This window comes from Rummeliibacillus suwonensis (genome assembly GCF_007896435.1).
GTDB classification, from domain to species: domain Bacteria; phylum Bacillota; class Bacilli; order Bacillales_A; family Planococcaceae; genus Rummeliibacillus; species Rummeliibacillus suwonensis.
Map to the genome: position 1 here is coordinate 258,540 of NZ_VCBL01000002.1, position 21,577 is coordinate 280,116.

At 36.7% G+C, this 21,577-nt stretch carries 23 protein-coding genes and 1 pseudogene; 10 read left to right on the forward strand and 14 right to left on the reverse strand.

The genetic code is table 11. The features are described 5' to 3' along the window. The first annotated feature begins 48 nt into the window (after window positions 1-48). Window positions 49-2,103: a transglycosylase domain-containing protein gene (locus tag FEU33_RS14545; protein WP_146550205.1), complete on the forward strand. Its 2,055-nt coding sequence runs from the start codon at window positions 49-51 to the stop codon at window positions 2,101-2,103. Window positions 2,104-2,524: 421 nt separating this feature from the next. Here FEU33_RS14545 and FEU33_RS14550 read toward each other — a convergent pair whose 3' ends face one another. Beyond that, window positions 2,525-3,037 carry a YwhD family protein gene (locus FEU33_RS14550; protein ID WP_146550206.1) on the reverse strand — a complete coding sequence of 171 codons (513 nt, stop codon included), beginning with the start codon at window positions 3,035-3,037 and terminating at the stop codon, window positions 2,525-2,527. A gap of 67 nt (window positions 3,038-3,104) precedes the next feature. Between FEU33_RS14550 and FEU33_RS14555 the strand changes: the two genes are divergently transcribed. Then, a complete protein-coding gene (locus FEU33_RS14555; protein WP_146550207.1) occupies window positions 3,105-3,290 on the forward strand; it encodes a 2-hydroxymuconate tautomerase in 186 nt (61 codons plus the stop codon). Window positions 3,291-3,591: 301 nt separating this feature from the next. On the opposite strand, the gene FEU33_RS14560 is transcribed toward FEU33_RS14555, so the two are convergent. From FEU33_RS14560 to FEU33_RS14570, 3 genes are all read right to left on the reverse strand, one after another. Beyond that, complete coding sequence (locus tag FEU33_RS14560) at window positions 3,592-4,098, reverse strand: YwgA family protein (RefSeq protein ID WP_146550208.1); 507 nt, start codon at window positions 4,096-4,098, stop codon at window positions 3,592-3,594. Window positions 4,099-4,120: 22 nt separating this feature from the next. Next, window positions 4,121-5,419, reverse strand: coding sequence for an HD domain-containing protein (locus FEU33_RS14565; RefSeq protein ID WP_146550209.1), 1,299 nt, complete (start codon window positions 5,417-5,419; stop codon window positions 4,121-4,123). A gap of 131 nt (window positions 5,420-5,550) precedes the next feature. Beyond that, entirely contained in the window at window positions 5,551-5,811 is a 261-nt protein-coding gene (locus tag FEU33_RS14570; protein WP_146550210.1) for a YuzB family protein, read from the reverse strand. A gap of 171 nt (window positions 5,812-5,982) precedes the next feature. Here FEU33_RS14570 and FEU33_RS14575 point away from each other — a divergent pair, with 171 nt between their 5' ends. Beyond that, on the forward strand, window positions 5,983-6,624 hold the full coding sequence (locus tag FEU33_RS14575) for an RsfA family transcriptional regulator (RefSeq protein WP_146550211.1): 642 nt from the start codon (window positions 5,983-5,985) through the stop codon (window positions 6,622-6,624). Window positions 6,625-6,740: 116 nt separating this feature from the next. On the opposite strand, the gene lipL is transcribed toward FEU33_RS14575, so the two are convergent. Continuing rightward, window positions 6,741-7,574 (reverse strand): octanoyl-[GcvH]:protein N-octanoyltransferase, encoded by an 834-nt coding sequence (gene lipL / locus FEU33_RS14580; RefSeq protein WP_146550212.1) that lies wholly within the window; start codon window positions 7,572-7,574, stop codon window positions 6,741-6,743. A gap of 375 nt (window positions 7,575-7,949) precedes the next feature. Between lipL and hemQ the strand changes: the two genes are divergently transcribed. After that, window positions 7,950-8,717: a hydrogen peroxide-dependent heme synthase gene (hemQ, locus tag FEU33_RS14585; RefSeq protein WP_146550213.1), complete on the forward strand. Its 768-nt coding sequence runs from the start codon at window positions 7,950-7,952 to the stop codon at window positions 8,715-8,717. 53 nt (window positions 8,718-8,770) lie between these two features. On the opposite strand, the gene FEU33_RS14590 is transcribed toward hemQ, so the two are convergent. Beyond that, the gene (locus FEU33_RS14590; protein WP_146550214.1) at window positions 8,771-9,535 is read right to left on the reverse strand and encodes an HAD-IIB family hydrolase; all 765 of its coding nucleotides are present in this window, start codon (window positions 9,533-9,535) and stop codon (window positions 8,771-8,773) included. Window positions 9,536-9,743: 208 nt separating this feature from the next. Here FEU33_RS14590 and FEU33_RS14595 point away from each other — a divergent pair. Further along, a pseudogene (locus tag FEU33_RS14595) lies at window positions 9,744-10,154 on the forward strand (cell wall hydrolase). A gap of 20 nt (window positions 10,155-10,174) precedes the next feature. Beyond that, complete coding sequence (gerQ, locus tag FEU33_RS14600) at window positions 10,175-10,573, forward strand: spore coat protein GerQ (RefSeq protein WP_146550215.1); 399 nt, start codon at window positions 10,175-10,177, stop codon at window positions 10,571-10,573. A 212-nt stretch (window positions 10,574-10,785) separates the two neighbouring features. Here the strand turns inward: gerQ and FEU33_RS14605 are convergent, their stop codons facing one another. From FEU33_RS14605 to FEU33_RS14630, 6 genes are all read right to left on the reverse strand, one after another. Continuing rightward, window positions 10,786-11,160, reverse strand: a complete 375-nt coding sequence (locus tag FEU33_RS14605) for a DUF423 domain-containing protein (protein WP_146550216.1) — start codon at window positions 11,158-11,160, stop codon at window positions 10,786-10,788. A gap of 19 nt (window positions 11,161-11,179) precedes the next feature. Continuing rightward, window positions 11,180-11,470 (reverse strand): YwdI family protein, encoded by a 291-nt coding sequence (locus FEU33_RS14610; RefSeq protein ID WP_146550217.1) that lies wholly within the window; start codon window positions 11,468-11,470, stop codon window positions 11,180-11,182. Then, window positions 11,467-11,643, reverse strand: a complete 177-nt coding sequence (locus FEU33_RS19170; protein WP_146550379.1) for a uracil-DNA glycosylase — start codon at window positions 11,641-11,643, stop codon at window positions 11,467-11,469. The genes FEU33_RS14610 and FEU33_RS19170 overlap by 4 nt, the downstream gene beginning before the upstream one ends. 562 nt (window positions 11,644-12,205) lie before the next feature. Then, entirely contained in the window at window positions 12,206-12,406 is a 201-nt protein-coding gene (locus tag FEU33_RS14620) for a hypothetical protein (RefSeq protein WP_146550218.1), read from the reverse strand. A gap of 684 nt (window positions 12,407-13,090) precedes the next feature. Then, window positions 13,091-13,768 carry a uracil-DNA glycosylase gene (locus tag FEU33_RS14625; protein ID WP_146550219.1) on the reverse strand — a complete coding sequence of 226 codons (678 nt, stop codon included), beginning with the start codon at window positions 13,766-13,768 and terminating at the stop codon, window positions 13,091-13,093. Between the two features lie 6 nt (window positions 13,769-13,774). Next, window positions 13,775-14,509 carry a DUF4230 domain-containing protein gene (locus tag FEU33_RS14630; protein ID WP_146550220.1) on the reverse strand — a complete coding sequence of 245 codons (735 nt, stop codon included), beginning with the start codon at window positions 14,507-14,509 and terminating at the stop codon, window positions 13,775-13,777. A gap of 602 nt (window positions 14,510-15,111) precedes the next feature. Between FEU33_RS14630 and thiD the strand changes: the two genes are divergently transcribed. After that, window positions 15,112-15,945, forward strand: coding sequence for a bifunctional hydroxymethylpyrimidine kinase/phosphomethylpyrimidine kinase (thiD, locus tag FEU33_RS14635; protein WP_146550221.1), 834 nt, complete (start codon window positions 15,112-15,114; stop codon window positions 15,943-15,945). Window positions 15,946-16,038: 93 nt separating this feature from the next. Here the strand turns inward: thiD and FEU33_RS14640 are convergent, their stop codons facing one another. Continuing rightward, complete coding sequence (locus tag FEU33_RS14640; RefSeq protein WP_146550222.1) at window positions 16,039-17,484, reverse strand: magnesium transporter CorA family protein; 1,446 nt, start codon at window positions 17,482-17,484, stop codon at window positions 16,039-16,041. 576 nt (window positions 17,485-18,060) lie between these two features. On the opposite strand from FEU33_RS14640, the gene FEU33_RS14645 reads away from it, so the two are divergent. The 3 genes from FEU33_RS14645 (at window position 18,061) to ilvA (ending at window position 20,723) form a co-directional block, all read left to right on the forward strand. Further along, a complete protein-coding gene (locus FEU33_RS14645; RefSeq protein WP_146550223.1) occupies window positions 18,061-18,414 on the forward strand; it encodes a YojF family protein in 354 nt (117 codons plus the stop codon). A 15-nt stretch (window positions 18,415-18,429) separates the two neighbouring features. Continuing rightward, a complete protein-coding gene (bshB2, locus tag FEU33_RS14650) occupies window positions 18,430-19,122 on the forward strand; it encodes a bacillithiol biosynthesis deacetylase BshB2 (RefSeq protein WP_146550224.1) in 693 nt (230 codons plus the stop codon). A 338-nt stretch (window positions 19,123-19,460) separates the two neighbouring features. Beyond that, window positions 19,461-20,723 (forward strand): threonine ammonia-lyase IlvA, encoded by a 1,263-nt coding sequence (ilvA, locus tag FEU33_RS14655; RefSeq protein ID WP_146550225.1) that lies wholly within the window; start codon window positions 19,461-19,463, stop codon window positions 20,721-20,723. Window positions 20,724-20,843: 120 nt separating this feature from the next. On the opposite strand, the gene FEU33_RS14660 is transcribed toward ilvA, so the two are convergent. After that, the gene (locus FEU33_RS14660) at window positions 20,844-21,374 is read right to left on the reverse strand and encodes a hypothetical protein (protein ID WP_146550226.1); all 531 of its coding nucleotides are present in this window, start codon (window positions 21,372-21,374) and stop codon (window positions 20,844-20,846) included. Window positions 21,375-21,577: the final 203 nt, after the last annotated feature.

Sequence of the window (21,577 nt, forward strand, 5' to 3'; positions counted from 1 at the left end):
AAAGACATCACATACTAGATTCAACGATGAAGAAAGGAAGCGATTGGGATGAATAGAGCTGAATATCAACGGCAGCGAAAAAAAAAGCTACGACTACGGAAAATCGTTATTTGGGTTATCGTGTGTGGCTCAGCACTTGCATCTGCTCTGCTGTCACTCCGAATATATGCTCAAATTACAGGAGCTCCTTCTTTAACCGTCCCTAAAGCAACGGTTTTCTTAGACGCAGACGGAAAGCAAATAGGAGATAAATTCTCCCAGCAACGACGGTACTGGGTCGATCTTGATGAAATCTCTCCCTTTGTAACAAAAGCACTTATTGCAACGGAAGATCAAAATTTTTATAGCCACCATGGTTTTGACTATACACGTATTGCCGGGGCTCTCTTTAAAGATATAAAAGCGATGAAAAAAGTTGAAGGAGCAAGTACGATTACTCAACAGTATGCTCGAAATTTATATCTTACCTATGATAAAACATGGGTCAGAAAAATAAATGAAGCGCTATATGCCTATCGTTTAGAAACTTTTTATGATAAAGATCAAATATTAGAGGGTTATTTGAATACAGTGTATTTTGGACATGGCATGTATGGTGTGGAAGCTGCAAGCAGATACTTTTTTGCAAAATCAGCCAAAGATTTAACACTTCCAGAAGCGGCGGCTTTAATAGCTATACCAAAAGGGCCAAGTATTTATTCGCCGCTGGCAAATGAAGAAAAGAACCACCAAAGACAACAGCTGATTCTATCATTAATGGAGCAACAAAATATGATCACAAAAGACGCTAAAGAGCGAGCTCAGCAAGAAAAGCTTGCGTTCAAATATGATGAATGGGACAGTGGAAAAATAAACGCTCCCTATTTTATCGATACTGTTTGGGCAGAAGCGCAAAAAATATTGGAGAAGAACGGCCGAAGTATCGAAGAAGGCGGTTGGACGATCCAAACAACTTTAAATCCTACACATCAAATAGCAGCTGAAGAAGCGATTAAAAAGAATTTGCCAAACTCAGGTCTACAGGTGGGATTCGTGAGTATGGATCCCAAAACAGGCTACATTACAGCATTGGTTGGAGGCAGCCAATATACGAAAAGTCCATTTAACCGTGTAACACAAGCAAAGAGACAACCGGGTTCAGCCATTAAACCATTGCTGTATGCCACTGCTTTAGAGGATAATTTTTCTCCTTTAACATTCATGGATGCCGAACAAACCATTTTCACTTATGATGGTGGGCGCTCTGAATACGAGCCGAAAAACGTTAATGGTAAATTTGCGAACCACCCACTTTCTTTGGCACAAGCACTTGCCATTTCAGATAACATTTATGCAGTGAAAACTTTTGAAGAAGTAGGCTATCGTAAATTTAGACAAATGCTAGATCGCTTTGGTTTAGGTGGATCTTTACAAAACACGCCATCTGTTGCTTTAGGCACCACCGAAGTTTCTTTAAAGGATATTACTTCCGCCTATAATACTATCGCAGCAGGCGGTGTAAAGAGAACACCGATCACCGTTCTCTCCATTAAAGATTCTAATGGTAAAGTACTTTACAAAGTGAAAAAACATAGAGAATCTAAAAGAGTGTTGAAAAAAGATGATAATTTTATCCTGACGCAATTAATGACAGGTATGTTTGATCCCGTATTTAATGACTATGCACCAGCAACTGGTGTTAGCATTCGCAATAAGCAAACACGTCCATATGCTGCAAAATCAGGAACGACATTAACAGATCAAATGATGATTGGATTCACTCCTTCGCTGACAGCGGGCGTTTGGAATGGTTATGACCAAGGAAAACAAATGACAGATACTGCTGATAGCCGTGCAACCAAGCAAATATGGATCGACTTCATGGAAAATGCCCATAAAGATTTGCCAAGTGAACCTTTTATAGCGCCAGATGGTGTAGAAGCGGCTATCATTGATGTAGAAACAGGTGGCATTGCAACCAAAAGCTGTAGCAGACAACGGGTTGTTTATCTAAAGAAAAAGGATATACCGAAGAAAAAATGTACAGATCCATCGATCGTAAAAGATTTAACAAGAGATACGAATGATTCATGGAGCCTTTTTCCTTTTTCATTCTTTGAATAATATGATTCAAAAGTAAAACGCTTTTCTTTGAGGAATATTGAATCCTTTTAGAAAAGCGTTTTTTCTTATTAATCATATGATGGATCAATTGGTTGCACCCTTACTGCGAGTGAGTTGCGAGCCATGATGGAGTATATATTTTCCTTATCAACCAAAATGATCTTCTAACTAAAAAAACTTCCATTCTATCGGAGTCCGTTATCCTTTAGAATGAAAGCTTTACTACTTACTGAATATGAGAATCATGTGGCATTAAGCTTGATCCTTACAAAATGCCACATGACACCCATCATCATCAATAAGTTTTTGTCCTAGCCTACCTTTGTAAGCTTTATTTCAGTTTACTTCCTTTCTATGACGGTTTCAACTATGTATTTGAAAACGCTTAGAAAATGTCACAGATTATTCAATAATTAGGTGGTTAAAATCCCAAATCTGTACGTAATTGAACATCACTACTTTTCCACATATCCTCATTAAAGTTCTTTAAAAACTCTCCTAAAACATGTTTGGAAGAGTCATCCATATGTTCAACAATTATATGGCGTTTCATCGATTTATCCATTTTGTTGACATGATCTGCTAATATTTTATAGCCACGTCTTTTTTCACGATTGACGACCATTTCGCATGCTGTTACACCAGCATAATATGCACCTTCTGGTTTTTGCTCAATGGTCACCCATACTAGCCAATAAGGTTTGCCACCTTCTGAATCAGTACGGTCTGTTGTAAATTTGATACCTCTTTCTACCGCACTCCGAGCATGCATAGCGCCAATATCCACCTCAGCCGTTTTTTCTTGTATATCGATAATAACCGGTGATACGTTCTCAAGTGATATGGATCCGATGCCAAATCCTTTATGACCATCAGTTGGATTATTTTTTAGAATCGTAAATTCCATTTTTTTAGGTTTTTCTTCATTTGCCATACGCTAAATCCCTCCGTTCTGTTATTATAACGAATATACACTATATTTTACACGAGGAGGGCTTACAATGCCTGTAGTTACGATTAAACTGATCGAAGGACGTACTGATGAACAAAAACACAATCTTGTTGAAAAGGTGACCGAAGCGATTTCTGAAACGGTCAATGCACCAAAAGAAAATGTCACTATTATTATTGAAGAAATGAAGAAAGAGCATTATGCAGTTGGTGGCGTGCGAAAGAGCGAACAATAAAGTGAAGCTTCCATCAGTGGGGGTTTTCTTCATCCCCCACTGATGTAGAGGAACTCAGGTTAAAGTCGCCACGTCCTGTGGCAACACCTGAGGGACCAACATCTTGTTGGACCAAACCAATCGGGCTTTTACAGGCAGTTGATCCCCCACCTATCTTTCTCGTTTCTCTCTATACCTTGAGATGAGGGTCCTACTGCCCGTTAACGCGGGGTAAATAACAGGCTTTCGAAAATAACCTTCAATAAAATGAAAATGGTATGCGAACTTATGAACTTTTTCGCATACCATTTTTAATGACTATTTAGTTCACTTTATATTGATTGAGCATATCGATCAGCTCAAAAGCATCTTCCATCTCTTGCTCGGTAAAATTCAATTTTCCTTTGACAACATGAATTTTTTCTATTTGCTCTGTCTTGGGCAATTCATCAAAATATAGGAGTGTTGAAACAAGTTCTAAAAATCTTGCACTCTTGTTGTTTAAAATATAGACAACCTCTTTTAAATTTTGTGGTTCCTCACACAAAGCTTCGGAAAAATCCGCTCCTTTTTCGGTTGCTTCATAACAATATTGAACATATGAACCCTTGTCCTCCATTTGCTCTGTTAAAAAACCCATCGTGCATAATTCCTCAACACGTAATGTAAGTTCTTCTGAATAGGGACCGTAAATATGAAAATGATATTTTTCGTGGAATGGAAATTGCATTTTTTTAGCGATATAAACCATTTTTTGCAATTTTTTTCGGCCAGTAACTTGTCCCGCCAATGACACAAATTGTACGACTTTCGCATGTTCTTCTAGCACGTTTTTCTCCTTTCGAGAAGATTTAACCTCTCAATACATTTAATATTTGTTTTCTTAATGTTTTTTGCTTTCCATTTTTCAACAATGCATCTTCTGGAAAATATAATTTGTGATCAGATCGACGTTTACCTGATATTGCATCAACGATTTCAGAACAACGTGATAACTCTTTAATTTCCCCATTCGGCATTAATAATTGAATGGGCACTCTTTCCTCTTCTTCGCCAGGACGATAGAAATCATAAGGCAAATCCGATGTAGAATCATGTACTAAATAATATTTGGGATTGATCCCCGCTTGGATAAATAAATCTTCTAAATCTCTTAATTTTTCATATTCATTTGCTGGATCAAATTCAATATATTTGAATAATCTTCTATTGATAAAACGGCGACTTAAATCGCTCAATATTGGATCTTTTTCTTTTATCCACATTTGAAAATATGTTAGTAAAATACTTTCATCTAATGATATATAATCTTCCAATTCAATATTGTTATTAAAAAACGCTTGAAAATGTGTAGGTTCGTGGATAAATTGATAATTTTCTTTACTTAGCTCTTTTGCACGATGAAGGATTTTATTTAAAATGACCTCAGCACTTCTAGCAACTGGATGAAAATAAACTTGCCAGTACATTTGATAGCGGCTCATAATATAATCTTCAACCGCGTGCATACCACTTGATTTGATCACAATTCGGTCTTCCTGTGGACGCATCACACGAAGGATTCTCTCCATATCAAAATGTCCATAACTAACACCTGTGAAATAGGCATCTCTTTGTAGATAATCCATACGATCTGCATCAATTTGGCTTGAAATCATACTAACAACTTGTTTATTGACATACGTTTTAGCGATGACATCTGACACTTTTTGTGGAAAATCAGGTGCGACACGACTCAATACTTGATTTACCTCTGTATCACCTTTAATGATCGCTCTAGTGTACTCCTCATGATCTAAATCAAAAACATGTTCAAATGCGTGGGAAAATGGTCCATGACCTAAATCATGCAATAACGCCGCGCAAAGCACTACTAGGCGTTCGCTTTCATCCCATTCTTTTCTACCTTTGAACACATCATCGACCATTCGCCTGACAATTTCATAGACTCCCAAAGAGTGACTAAAGCGACTATGTTCTGCTCCGTGAAATACCAAATAAGTCGTACCGAGCTGTTTAATACGACGTAAACGTTGAAACTCTCTTGTACCTATTAAATCCCATATCACTTGATCGCGCACATGTATATAGCGATGAACCGGATCTTTGAATACTTTCTCTTCGTCTAGCTTTTTAGTCGCATAACTCAATTCAAGCACTTCCACTCTTTCTATTTTAAAGTTCCGTAATCTATATATTTCAACATTATAAACGAAAAAACCACCTTATTGAAAGGTGGAAAAAGTCGTGTTATGAAAAAAATAATGATACGTTTTTATTTTCATTCGTTTTCTTGATAACTTTCTGGTAATCTTTTTTGTGATTTCAATTTGGCGATAATTTTTGGTATTAATTCCTCTTCCGTATGCGCCGCGCATGGACGATTGTTGACGATTGTAAATGTTTTGCGAAGTCCAGGACCGCAGTATGATTGGCATTTAATATCTATCGTAGCATCAGGATCGATTGCTTTCAGTTTAGGAATTAATGTTTTTAAATTAACGGCCTGACATTCATCGCAAACACGGAATTCGTTTGCCATTTTGTCTACAACCCTTTCTATATCTCAGTTTTAAGTCTATCTATTAGTGTATCGTATTTCCTATCTTTCGTTCAAGATATTTTATCTGATAAAGCTATTACAAGTTTATGAATAAAAAATATAAAAACTGTCTAGGCTAATCCTATGAATGAAATAGGAGGTTTGAAAACAATGAAAACAAGACAAGATGCTTGGTTACCAGAGAATGATGAATTATTGGCAGAAGCTGTTTTACGCCATGTGAAAGAAGGAAGTACTCAGCTTACCGCCTTTGAAGAAGCAGGTGATGCGCTGAACCGTACCGCTGCTGCTTGTGGTTTCCGATGGAATGCGGTAGTACGCAAAAACTATGAGAAGGAACTAGCTTCTGCTAAAAAAGAGAGAAAGGAAAGAATGCGAATTTATGGTGCTTCTGCTCGTAGAAGAACAGCAGGGCTTTATCTGCTACCAAACGAAAAGCATAATGAAGTCACACGCACGATTCCTCTTTCTGCAATGTCTATTGACCTTGTAATTGCCTATTTAATGCGTTTACAACAAAGTAACTTCCATGATGAGGAAATATCAAGATGGCGGCATTTAGCAAATATTGCAAATGACAAGGCAGCGAAAATGGAAAAAGAAGTACTTCGTTTAGAAAAAGAACATCGTAATATGAAAAAAGATTATGATCAATTTATGCAAGTGATGAACCGTGCAAGACGTTTAATGACGCTTGGCACAGAAGATGAGCATATTGCTCCTGTCTTTACAATGGAGCGAAACGGAAATCTTGTCAAAAAAGAAGATGCATCCGTAGGTATAGAGGAATAAAGTGAAACTTCCTGCCCATTAACGCGGGATAAATACAAAAATAGACTGTAAACAAACTCCAAAATTTGTTTGCAGTCTTCTTTTGTTTTATTTTTTATTTGCATCAATTTCAGGCTCTAATTCTTAGATAGCATCGATTGATTTCTTTCAAGCACTCTCTTTAAGTAGAAAGTATACAGTTCCATTTCGTCTGTCTGCAATGTACCTATTTTCATCTCATCGCTTAAAGAGATTAATAATTGGTGTAATGTGAGAACGGTTTGTTGCACAGTTAGCGATTCATCTAATAATTCGTTTAAAGAAGCCATTACTTCTGGTTTTATAATAGGATATTGAAACTTTGTTTTCTCTCCTTGCAAGCTAACCTCATAGAAATCTCGTACAAGCATGGCTCTTTCCACTCCACTGCCTTCTATGCATAGATAAATTTGTATGGCAATCCCTTGGCGTAAGCGACGTTGTGAAATCCCTGCAAATTTCTTGCCAGCAATACTTAAATCATATGAACCGGGACAATAAGATCCTACAATCTCATAAGCTTCGATTTTATCCGCAACCTGTGGAAATAATCGCTTAATCAATGTGACCATAATCTCATAGCCTGTGTTAATATCAATTTTTTCCTCCCGCTCAGATAAAACAAGTGATATATTCAATACACCCGGATCTAACACAACCGCTAGTCCACCAGAGTTGCGTATAATTGGCTCAAATCCTCTTTTTTTTAATAATGCCATTCCTTCTTGAATATGTGGTAGTCGATGATCCTGTATACCAAGCACAACGGATTGATCATGGACCCATGTCCGAATAGTAGCTGGTGATTGTCCTTGTCCTACGAGATGGCAAAGCGTGTCATCGGCGGCAAATGATTCTAATGGCGAATGCCCTATACCGCTGATAGATTGATCCCAAAAACGCCATACGGATTGTTGTAAATAATTCTTCATCGTTCAATCTCCTGAAATTATTTTATATTGATCCCGCTTTAACGGGCAGTAAGACCCCATCTCAAGATTTAGAGAGAAACGAAAAAGATAGATGGGGGAACCACTGCCCGTAAAAGTCCGATTGGTTCGGGCGGGCAGGATGTTGGCCCCTCAGATGTTGCCATAGGACATCGCATTTTTCACTTTCATTCCTCTATTCCAGTGGGGAATGAAGACAACCCCCACTGATGGAGTTTCACTTTATATTAAGCATACATGATTTGTCCAAACATCTCATGTCAAATTCGTGAAACTCAAGCGTTCTACGTACTCCTATCAAGCTTTTATGTTAAAATAAGCGTGAATGATTCTCAATAAGAAGGAGTGTCCATAATTATGATCGAAGCAGCAAAAACACTAGACGGTTGGTACGCATTACATGATTTTCGCTCAATTGACTGGGCTTCATGGAAATTAGTTTCTGAGGAAGAACGCCAAGCAGCTGTTGATGAATTTATCAACTATCTAGAAAAAATCAACGAAGCAGATATTGCAAAAACGGGTAGCCATGCTTTCTACTCAATCTTAGGGCAAAAAGCCGACTTCTTGTTAATAACAATGCGTGAAACAATGGAAGAACTGCAAGATCTTGAAAACGAATTCAATAAACTAGCGATTGCTGATTTTACAATTCCAACATATTCATATGTATCTGTAGTTGAACTTTCTAACTACTTAGCAAGCAAACAAAACGGTGATGGACCTGTAGAAGATCCATATCAAAATCCACATGTTCGAGCACGCCTATATCCCGAATTACCACGTTGGGAACATATTTGCTTCTATCCAATGGATAAACGCCGTCAAAAAGGCGCTAACTGGTATATGCTAGAAATGGATGCACGTCGTGAATTAATGCGTTCTCATGGTTTGATCGGACGTAGTTATGCAGGAAAAGTAAAACAAATTATTTCTGGTTCAATCGGATTTGATGACCATGAATGGGGCGTTACACTATTTGCACATGACGTTCTTGAATTTAAAAAACTAATCTACGAAATGCGCTTCGATGAAGTTTCAGCACGCTACGCTGACTTTGGTGAATTCTTTGTTGGTAACATTATGGATAAAGAAAAATTAGTTAAATTCTTAGAAGTAAAATAGACGAAGAAAAAGTCCAACTCTTCTTTTATACAAATAAGAAGAGCTGGGCTTTTTTAATAGGCAAAACGTTTATCTAGCTCTGCTAGTTTTTCAATTATTTTTTCTTCTACTATCGAGTCTTTCTCAATACTTTCATCCGCATAATGAGACAATATGGGATGTTGACCAATCATCACACTGTGTTGAGCATTCTCAAACATCGTTATATCATTGACATCATTACCAAAAGCAATATATTTTCCTTTTTGAACACCTAGCTTTTGAAGAGCGCTCCATTTATGAATTCCACAAGGGCTAATATCTAACATACCCTCTTGATGATGAGTATGTATAATGACATCTAAGTTCTCAAGCTTTTTCTTTAAACTCTCCATATTAAACGATGTTAAAACTGCTATTTTGACGATGTGTTCTAATCTTTCTAATGATCTATTGACTGCAAGTTTTTGGGTATCTAAATTATTTAAAATGGGATGATCTACTGGGCCTGTGTAAGAATAATCCCAATCTCCATCGATTAAATAAGTAGCATGATATTCTTCTATTAGTACTTTTATCTGTTTTAAAGTCCTATCATCAAACTCCGCGTTTTGCTTTACATTTCCATTCATACATATTAGGGAACCATTACCTCCTACCATTTTATAGCCATGAAATCTTTTATGTAAAACCGGTAACATATCGCGTATTGGGCGAGCAGAAGCAAAAATGACTTCATGCCCTTTCTCTGTTAAATGCTCCATACTATATAATATAGGTTCAGTAACAGGCTTTCCTTCAAAACAAATCGTACCATCTAAGTCAAAAACAAATTGCATATGAATGAACACTTCTTTCTATATTTTTACGTCATGGATTTTTAAACCTCTAGTTGAAAATAGATAATGGTATTCAGCTTATTTCTGTCCTATTACATATAGGGACATCTCAGTTTTAAATTATTTCCCTTCTTCCAACAAATTTATACATGATCTATGGGTTCTTATTTTAGAAAACTGTCATATATAAAGAAGAGGAGGTCATGTAATGCCTGTTGTGAAATCAACCTCAAGAGAACTTGATCGACTAGCTCGACTCATGAGGGCAGAAGTAGAAAGCGACGGTGATCTTGGCATGCTAATGGTTGGCAACGTTAGTGCTAATCAAGTTTTAGGCGATTATTTGGCCTTTCGAGATAAGATCATAGAACGAATGTTTTTCAAAGTCCCGGTAGTTTTGAAGCAATATAACCAGAAGCTACTTTGACCAGAGAGCAAGATCGTCGTTTAGCCCAGCGTGTTACGAATGGTGAACGATTCCACCCAGCAACCCGAGCATTATGGTTTTTTCCAACCGGTAGGTAATTGTCCAACAGATTGGTACGGTCAGTGGAACATCGGCCGTTTTAAAGCACATTGGCTTTTTACACCATCAGTTGATGATTGCCCACAAGTATAATATTTTGAAAGGAAGATGTAATGGTTCAATATTATTGGACACCAAATTATCAAGGAGCTACCCCATATCCCAGTGGTACTATTTATCCTGGTAGCACGCCTTACCCATCCGGCGCTTCTCAAACTTCATCTGGAACACCACCTGTTGCTAGTCCTGTTGTTCAAGGTCGAGAACAATCATATATTGAAAACATTTTGCGCTTAAATCGTGGGAAAATTGGAACTTTCCACTTTTCTTTCGAACATGCAGTAGCAGCTGGAGAAAATACGATCGCTATAAGGGGCGTTGTTGAAGCTGCGGGTCGAGATCATGTTATTTTACGTGACAGCAGAACAAATCATCGATTCCTCTTCCCTATGATTTATTTTGACTATGCCGAATTTGATGAGCAGATGAGTTACTTTGACCAAACACCATAAAACACCAAAAAAATGTCATGTGTTATAAAATAGCACATGGCATTTTTCATTTTAGAAATTAATAAGCTGTTCGGAGCCGGTTTCGCTTTTATTTGTCTAGCTGCACCGGCTTGCCGCTCGAGGTCACTTCACCTTCTCGGTGTAAAGCTAAAAAGATGCTTTCGATTCGAAGCTTCCAGTGCTTGTCGCAGCAGTTCGAGCCGGCTCCGCTTTTATAGTTTCGATGCAGCTAGGATTACCATTAGCCATGCCACTAAAAATAATACACCGCCAATTGGTGTAATCGCGCCTAATACTTTTATTTGCGTAATAGATAACACGTATAGGCTTCCTGAGAATAGAATAACTCCGATAAACATAAGAATTCCTGCACGTGATAACATTGGTGTAGGACCCAAAAGACTTTTACTCATTAGTATGCCAATCACGATTAAACCAACAGCATGGAACATTTGATATTGTACGGCAGTTTCCCATACAGCTGCATAATGCTCTGTTAATACATCCTTTAAAGCGTGTGCACCAAATGCACCAAATGCCACTGATAGAAGGGCAAATACAGCACCTGCAATCATATTAAATTTCATAACCTTTTAACATTCCTTTCTAAAAGTCAAAAATTGAATCACCATTTGCATCGTCTTCTTGCAGTTTGTTGGCGTTTAAAGTCCGATTAGCTTGTACAGAAGTTTGCTGCGGTAATGGATGCTCAGTACTTATCATCATTTTAGGAATATGATTCGTAGACGATGGCTTTGATCCTTCGACATGTAATGCCACATCACATAATGCGCGAATAGCAGAAAGTTCTTCACGTATTTGTGTATCATTCATGGCAGATTGAGCTTTAACAACATGCTTGGCTATCTCTGCTACAACTACTTCATAAGAAATCATTGTACATTTCCTCTCCCTTTCGGCTCAAACTTTAAACAATCCATACCTGACGAGTTCTTTACGATAATTGAAGGGATCGCTTTACTTTTGAATTGATAAGCACGACACCCCCTAGGATTTTGTGGATCCCAGGTGATGAAAAAGTGTCTACATTTAAAACAACTCTGTTGCATCATACATCCCCTCTCCTTCTTCAGTGCTCCATTTTTACTTTTGATCGTTTTATTGTGTGAAATAACTGCCCCTTTCCTTTTTGACAATATACTACGGACAGCTTTTTATTGAATTATATCACCCAAAAACAAAATAAGTATACAGCAAAGAAACGATACTTTTCTTCTTTCTCTTAGTTAGCTATTTAATGATAAAGCGTTTCTATTAACATTTTATAATCTTTTTCATCAAAAGAAATATCTATTCTATCTATTTTTTGAGAGTTAGGTACAACAAAAGTTGTTTGACTGAATTTCTTTTTTTAGGTCCAATTGAATCAATTTCATAAATCATTTTCTTTTTAAAAATACGAACATTTAAGAATAACTAATTTTGATAGTTGTGGAGCGGAAGACGGCGACTCCTACGGGAAAAGCTTGAGCTGAAAGCCCCGCAGGAACGTAGTGACGAGGAGATTGAAGCCAAGCCCGTGGAAAGCGCCGTCTGGAGCGGAACAAATACTTCTGAATATTAATGTTCATGTTAATTCGAAACGTTCGTGTTTTTCATCTAAATTTTGCATTATGAAATTGATTCAATTACATTAAAAATAAAATCTAAAATTTTAAAACATTCCATATCTAGTCCTTGTTCAAAGTGATTTTTCAAACTTATAGTTACAAAATGATCAAATTTTGTAACTCTTGCTTTCTGAGGCGGAATTTTGTTATGTTTGCAAAATGCTTGAATAGCAGCTTTAAAAAGATCTTTTTCTAATGTCATTAGAGTTATCCTTTCTTTTTGTATTAGGGGGTTATTTATTAATCGATTTTATTGATATGCAGAACATCATTTGCTTTAATTTCCACTACAGTTTACTCGCTTTCCCTCAGGTGTGCGACTGAAACCACTTCTGAGTAACAGATATTGACCATAAAGATGAGTAGTCGCACAGGACAGACTCCTGCTTGGACAGTGGCTTTGGCTGTGGTTATTCCTGTCTTCGTTACGGCTCCTAATCCTTTGGTTTCCACTGCGATAATTTGAGAGTTTCTAATGCGTAGGATATCCACTTGGCAAGCAACTCGGCATCTCCGTTGATTACATCTCATTTAAATGATAATGAATCTAATTAAAATCATTCGGATTTTAAAAAGCCTTCAACCTCGGTGGAGATTGAAGACTTTATTTATAGCTTGTTTTCAAGTTTCTTGTATTACTTTTTAGGAATAATCATTCATTCTTAGTCCTTTGAATGAATCGGGAGAAGACTTAAATTTTCTCATTCGTGGATACAATTCATTTTTCCGTGGATGAGCGAGCGACTTCCGTGGATGGAATGGGTTACTCCGTGGATAGGATCGTATTTCCCGTGGATAAAGTCCTATTTCCCGTGGATAAAAAGCGATTTCTTCCCTGAAATAGAAATCTTTTTCCCTGATATAAAGCGGGATTTCCCTCAGATGGCTATTTTGTCAAATCAAAGTCGATTGGCTCCTCGCCCCATGCAATAAGCTGATTGTTGATCTTAGAAAAAGGACGACTACCAAAGAAGCCTCTATGTGCACTCAAAGGGCTTGGATGTGGCGCTTTGATAATAACATGACGTTTGGTATCAATCAGTCTTTCTTTTTGTTGTGCAGGTCTTCCCCATAGCACAAAGACGATCGGTTTTTCTCTTTGAGATAATTTTTGAATCACTGTATCCGTGAATTGTTCCCAACCTTGATTTTTATGTGAATGGGCTTGATGAGCACGAACAGTGAGTACTGTGTTTAATAACAAAACCCCCTGTTGTGCCCATTTGATTAATGTGCCATCACGAGGTATATCGTACCCCAAATCATCATGCAATTCTTGCAATATATTTTGTAAACTTGGTGGATGCGGTACTCCTGGTCGCACGGAAAAACTCATTCCTTGAGCTTGACCCGGGCCATGATAAGGATCCTGCCCTAGGATGACTACCTTCACCTTATGATAAGGTGTATAGCGAAAGGCATTCCACATATCTTGCATCGGTGGATAAACTGTTTGCGTAAAATATTCTTGTTTTAAAAACTCACGTAATTGTAAATAGTATGGTTTATCAAATTCTTCTCCTAATAATTCTTGCCAATCATTATCAAAAATAATTTTTGTCATTTACTACTACTCCTTAAATTTTACTGTGACATGGTATCCGACTAGTGAGAACATATCTGCTACTGAATTTTTTGCGTTTTTCTCAGCAGTTTTAAGCACTCCTTGTGTTGTTGCCTCTTCAATCATCTGTTTTTTTGCCTCGTCTGCTAAATCATAGGCCTTTTTAATATCTGGCTCACTACGAAATAAGCCTGTATTCGTAAATACCTGTGCTTTATCAAGATAAAGCTCTGGTTCTCCTAGTATTTTAGCAGCTGGTAGAGTAATTGTAGCTGTTTTATCCCGTTCATCAATATCCACATTTTTGTCAGTGACATTTGAAAAATCGACCCCTGCTTTAACACCGCCTGGGACAATTACCAATATTTTACTATTTATTCCAGGCAAATCCATCCCAATTTCTTTTCCAAACAGTTTATTATCTTCCTGCTCAACCGCAGCCTTCGTATATACTTCTACTGTTGTTAACTCATTTAGATCTTGTATTCGCTCTACAAATGAACCCTTTTGTTCTGCGAAGCTATTTCCTTGAATAAGTTTCCATGTTACAAACGGTACGATTAAAATTGTTAAAATAATAAATAAAATACCCCATATTTTCCAATTCTTTAATAGTTTTATCCTCCATCTATTTTGAAAATGAGTTTGAGAACCTTGTGCAGCCTCCATAATGGTGGCTGCCTGTTCTTCCTCTACATGAAGATTCCTTAGTAATTTTTCTAACTCTTTATTTTTTTTCATAAGTATCCCTCTTTTCTTAATCTTATTATATCTTTCTATTTATCTATTTTTAAGTTATTGTAGCGAAATAATAGACTAGTTGTCGAAGCATCAAGTTTCAATATCATTTATTTTTCTCATTCTATCAACCTACATCAACAAAAAACAGCCGAATGGAGCAAATAAAATCCAAAGCAACTATACAATACAGTTGAAAAATAATGACTGATATACAAAAAATAAAGCATATGTACCTGAAAAGGTGGAGTCAGTAGGAATGATTTTCTTTTACCTGCTCTTTTTGATCATGATGGTTGTATTTATTGCTTTAGTGATGGGCTCTACCAACAAAATCACTATATTATAGCAATGATCATAGCTTTTATCACAATCAATGTTATTATTTTTTGTGGGAATTGATTCGGGCAGTTTCTCTTTCAAGTTAAAACTGACCATATTAAATTTATGCTTTTTGACTATTTTCTTCTATTCAGTTTAATACATATAATAAGAAGCGATAGAATTGCGCATATTCCGCTTATGAAAAAGCGATAAAAGGACAAGCTATAATAGCTGTTATCCGAAAAATTTGATCATTCCATTTACAAAGGAGTTTTTTAACTATGTCATTGAAAAAAACATTAACAATCGCTGGTTCTGACGCATCAGGTGGTGCTGGTTTAGAAGCAGATTTAAAAACATTCGAAGAACACGGAACTTACGGTATGGCCGCTGTTACTGTAATCGCTACAATGGATCCAGATAATAACTGGTCGCATGGCGTTTATACATTGCCAATCGATACTCTTAAAGCACAACTAAAAACAACTTTTTCTACAGGTATCGATGCTCTTAAAACAGGTATGTTGTCAACAGAAGAAGTGATTAGAACTTCCGGTGAAGCCATTAAAGCTTCAGGCGTACAAAATATTGTCATTGATCCAGTTATGGTATGTAAAGGGGAAGATGAAGTGTTGAACCCTGGAAATGTTGATGCCATGATTACATACTTACTTCCACTTGCTTTAGTGACAACTCCAAACTTATTTGAAGCAGGTCAATTAGCAGGCATCAAAACACCTAAAAATATTGACGAAATGAAAGAAGCCGCTGAAAAGATTCACGCTCTCGGTGCGAAAAACGTTGTCATCAAAGGTGGTCGCTCAATCGATCCCCTTAAAGCATTCGACTTATACTATGATGGTGAAAAACATTATTTATTGGAAACACCAAAAATCAATACAACTTATAATCATGGCGCAGGTTGTACATTTGCTGCGGCTGTTACAGCAAACCTTGCAAATGGTCTTGATGCAAAAGCAGCCATTATTGAAGCGAAAGAATTTGTAGCTGCTGCCATTACTCACGGTTGGAAATTAAACCAATTTGTTGGACCTGTTATGCATGGTGCAAAAGCCGTTTATGGAGCTCCAGAAATTACAGTAACAGAAATTTAATAACCAAAAGAGAGCTTCCACTCTATTCTATAGGTGGAAGCTTTTTTATACTTTATGATAGGACAAAATTCAATTATGCTTTTTTCATCGTTTTTAATACCATTTTTTTAATTGTACTTTTCGTCGACCCCATAAATAAACGGTGCTCAATAATAAACCAGCAGACATCAAAAGTCCTGACACCGCTGTTATGAGACAAATCCATTCGTATATGGAATACTCGAAAATTTTCATCCACTTATAATCATTGCCCCATTCATTTATAACAAGGTTCATCCCAAAGATACCAGAAATCACTGAGAACATCGTTAAGATAAATAGTAATTGGTTTTGTCTTTGATCTGCTGTTTTCTCCTGATTAACATAGAGGGCATCCAATGTTTTGGCAACATCTCCAAATAACTCATCAATCCTAAAAATACTACGTAATCTTTTAGCCGTTTCCCTACTCGATGATCGACTGCTAACTTCTTGGAAATAAAATTTAGAAGAAAACATGGTAATTTGTTTCATTAATTTTTCGACATATATTTCATCCTTTCTCCAAGAAAGTTCACTATATCGAAAGGATAATTCTAATAATGTTAGTTTATAAAAATAGTGTAATAATACATTGTAATAATGAACGCCCATAAATCGAGCTCTTGCTTTCTTTCTCAATACATCGTCCGCTTGCCGAAAAACAATCGTTGTCTGAACGTGTTCTGTCGTGATATCGCATAATTTTGGCATGTATCGATTATTGACCTTCGTTTGTAAATAGTCTTTCATATGTTCTTTATTTCCTGCAGAAACTAACGGAATTCCATCTTCTGTATAGCCGTCTAATTGACTAGCTCGATAAATCTGCTCAATAGGCAATTCATCTTCATCGACTTCAATATAGGAAGAAACAAGCATCCGCTCATCTTCAAAAAAAGGCAGGCTTCCATAATAGCCATTTCGTACTTCATCATGAATGGTAAAAGGCTGAATCTCTGGACAAATATACATCATGATGAAATCATTTATCGTATGAAACGTATAAGATGAAACAAAAAGTCGAACACCTTTTTCATCCAATGCTTTGGGTTCTAGTATTCGAAAATGATGCATAAAATCCAATGCTTCGGATAATGAATACTCATTGTCTAATTCAATTCGCAGATTAACGAAGCCAACACCAAATGGGCAAAGGATCACATCAACACTTAATATTTGAAAATGATAATGACGTTCATGAATGACTAATTCACCTTTTTTCGGGATTGCTTTCGTAAAACGATGGAAAGCATCTTCATCCATACTACTTGGAAAAAGACGGCGTTCTATGTACGGCAAAAAATGTTGATTCAGTGCAATGTTCGAAATGTGGATATCTCCATAATAGGCAGATTCCTGGGTCTCATCTTGCAGATCAAAAAATTTAAAACCATTTGCTAATAATTCTTCTGACAATTCCTTATCTTTTTTAGCGACAAATAAAAAAGGCATCATAGACGTCATCAATGCTTTTGAAATCTTACTTTCTTCGTCCACACTTGGTAATGTAAAGTTCACCCTTCTCGCCTCCCATAGCTATTATTCCCATTATAGCCTTTTTTATAAACAACATTTACTTGAATTAATTTCATAATGCAAGATTCAGATAAAAAACACGAACATTTCAAATCAGCATGAACATTAATATTCAGAAATTTTTGTTCCGCTCCAGACGGCGCTTTCCACGGGCTTGGCTTCAATCTCCTCGTCACTACGTTCCTGCGGGGCTTTCAGCTCAAGCTTTTCCCGTAGGAGTCGCCGTCTTCCGTTCCACAACTATCAAAATTAGTTATTATTAAACGTTCGTATTTTTTTAGAAGAAAATGATTTATGAAATTGATTCACTTAAACACCAAAATAAAAGACTGTCATATAGTTAAAATGTACTGTTGAGAAGTTCTTTTATCCCTCAATGAGTATTGGTTGAACTACTCGGACTTTTACAGACAATTTGTTTTTCATTCCTGTTTTTTCTTGCGACTTGAACCGTTTGTGATTGCGTAATCGGTCAAAAGGATACTTAGTAATCGCATTTATATAGAGAATTCACTATACTAGGAGAATAGGATTCTATCCCTTGAAAGGAGCATTTTGATGGAAATAGTAGATACAAAAAAGCTTCAAGAACTTTTAAATTCCTTTGCTAATAAGGAAGTCTATATACACTTAGAAACGACGAACGGTGCTTATGCAAGTCACTTCGATGAAAAAGTTTTCAATGCAAGCGCCTTTATACGTAATGTCAAATTACGTTATGAACTAGGGAAAGTAACACCAGATTCCCCGCATCGTATCGGCTTGAAATTACACGACAATGGCTGGGTCTATGCACAAGGTATTACACACTATGAATTAGATGAACTGGGTCGCTTATTGATGGCTGGACACGGCTATGACGGCAAATTAGCTGTCGCTTTAGAAATTAGCGAAAAACCATTTGCATACTAAAAGGAGTTGAATTTCATGCTACAACCTGAACGTCAAATACTAGTTGTATTCCCGCATCCAGATGATGAAGCATTTGGAGTATCTGGAACATTGGCACAATACGCAAAAGTTGGTACACCCATTACATATGCATGCCTTACTCTTGGCGAAATGGGACGTAATCTAGGAAATCCACCTTTTACAACTCGTGAAGGGCTGCCTCTTATCCGTAAAGAGGAGTTGAAAGCCTCATGTGACGCGATCGGCATCAAAGATTTACGTATGATGGGTCTGCGGGATAAGACTGTTGAATTTGAAGATGATGAGAAAATGGTTCAAATGATCACGGATCTAATCGATGAATTAAATCCTTCCCTCATCATCACCTTTTATCCAAATTATGCAGTACACCCTGATCATGAAGCTACTGCAAGAGCTGTTGTGCGAGCAGTACGGCGCATACCTGAAGAAAATCGTCCTCGCCTATATGGTGTCGCATTTGCTAACGATACTTTAAAAGGGCTTGGCGAACCAGATATTGTGAATGACATACGCGATGTAAAAGAGGCGAAATGGAATTCCATGCATGCACATATTTCACAAACTGGCTGGATCCTTCAAGAAGAAGCCAAACGAAAAAACGAAGGGGCTACAAATGAGGATAACTGGCTCACAATTGAACGTATGTATTCTTACCGCTGGCATGAAGATTTTGAAGCTAGCTTCTAATTAAAATCCAAAGGGCTACACTACACGAAAAGATAAAGGCACTGAAAAATTTAACCCATCTCCCAAAATGTGATAAATGGTTTCCTTAATCCTTAAGAAATTATACGCATTTATCAATAAAAATGGCGAAATTATTATTTTTCAATGTTCCCAAAAAATGTAGATGCATAGCCCTTTTTTCAAAACATTGATTATGATAAAAAGCCACTTACTCCACCCATTTTCTTCATTTTCGTAATTATTATATAAAATATTTAGAATTAACTTAAAATTTTGCGATTTTAGAGATATAATAAGTTAAACTATTTTGATGACTACTGAAAGCAGGAGGTTTTAAGATGACTGTACAACAAGAAAATACTGTACAGGTAGAGAATGTACTAATCGCCTATCAATTTTTGAAAGACGTCGTCGTGCATACACCTTTACAAAAGAATGAATATCTATCTGAAAAATATGAGTGTAATGTTTACCTAAAACGTGAAGATTTACAACACGTACGCTCATTTAAATTACGAGGCGCTTACTATAAAATCAAAACAATCGAAGAAGAAGCCCGCGAACAAGGTGTTGTTTGTGCTAGTGCAGGAAACCATGCACAAGGTGTTGCTTACGCCTGCGCCCATTTAGGTATTCACGGACATATTTTCATGCCAACAACCACTCCAAAACAAAAAATTGACCAAGTTCGAATGTTTGGTCGTGAATTCGTCGAAATTATTTTAGCTGGAGATACTTTCGATGACTCCGCGAAAAGTGCAATAGAATTCTCAGATGCAGATGGACATATTTTTATCCACCCATTTGATGATGCAGAGATTATTGCCGGACAAGGAACAGTCGCTGTTGAAATTATGAACGATATTGAAGAGCCTTTAGATTACGTTTTCGGTACTATTGGTGGTGGTGGCTTGATGTCTGGAATTGCCACATATGTGAAAAACGTTTCACCACAGTCATCTATCGTTGGTGTTGAACCTGCTGGTGCTGCAAGTATGAAAAAAGCACTTGCAGAAGGTCATCCTGTAGAATTACCGCATATCGATAAATTTGTTGATGGTGCAGCCGTTCAATGTGTAGGTGAAAAAACATTTGAAATTTGTAACAAATATTTAGATGATATCATTATTGTGCCAGAAGGAAAAGATTGTACAACAATTTTGGACTTATATAATAAGCACGCTATCATCGCAGAGCCTGCTGGTGCTCTGCCTGTTGCTGCACTCGATTATTATAAAGATCAAATCAAAGGTAAATCCGTCGTCTGTATTATTAGCGGTGGTAACAACGATATTAGCCGTATGCAAGAGATCAAAGAAAAGTCACTTATCCACGAAGGATTGCTATACTATTTCCTAGTCAGCTTTCCACAACGCGCAGGAGCACTTCGTCAATTCCTAACTCAAGTTTTGGGACCCGAAGATGATATCACAACTTTCGAATATACAAAGAAAAACAATAAAGAAAGCGGCCCTGCACTAGTCGGGATTGAATTGAAACGTCCAGAAGATTATGCTGGATTACTTGAACGTATGAAGAACAACAACTTCTCATTCAAAGTTGTGAATAATGATAGTACATTGTTTGCATTGTTAGTATAAAATTGGTCATAAACACTGCCAATACCTAAGAAAATTTCTCCTTATAAGCATAAAAATGAAAATCTTCCTTTGTAAATAATCGTAAAAAAGCCTCCAAAGAAGCCATGATCTTTGGAGGTTTTATTGTATGAAATAACCATTATGATAGACAGCCATATGACTTTTTTTATATTGTTCAAAGTCATAAATAAGCTGCTCATGCATTATTTTGGACTTTTGTACACTGATCCAAAAAATATCAAAGGAATACCTTGAAACTGGCGATTTCAATTTATCAAGACGCTTTTGGATGTCTTTTTTAGAATTTGTAAATGTAGCGATCACTGTTGCTTTACCGACGCCAGGATAATTTGTACAATAGATATCCTCAATTTCATGCCAGTATATTTTATGATGGCTAAAATCTACATATACCCCTTCTTCATCCCAACAGATCCCTCGCATTTTCATACGCGCGATCAAGTAATAAAAACCTAAAAATGAAAACGAAAAGTAAACGACGATACCTATAACGAGCATCACTATTTGACGCCACGTCCAACTATTCAAATCTGGATTGCTAGCTATTTGTGCAATGACGCCAATGATCGTTAAAAAACCAAAAATCAGTAATAAACAGATACTCCACACATTCGGCAAAAATTTATTCATTTAAGTGCTCCCAGCTTTACATATAGGATTTCCTATCAGTGTTATTTCATCTATTTTAACAGCCATTATCGTAATTTTTAAATGTATCTTTTAAAAATTAAAATGGTCATCCATTCTCTATTATTTTAAGTTGATTCTATTATAGCGGATATTAAAGAATTGAGCTTTAATTGGATATTAAACTTGAAAAATTAATATTTTTA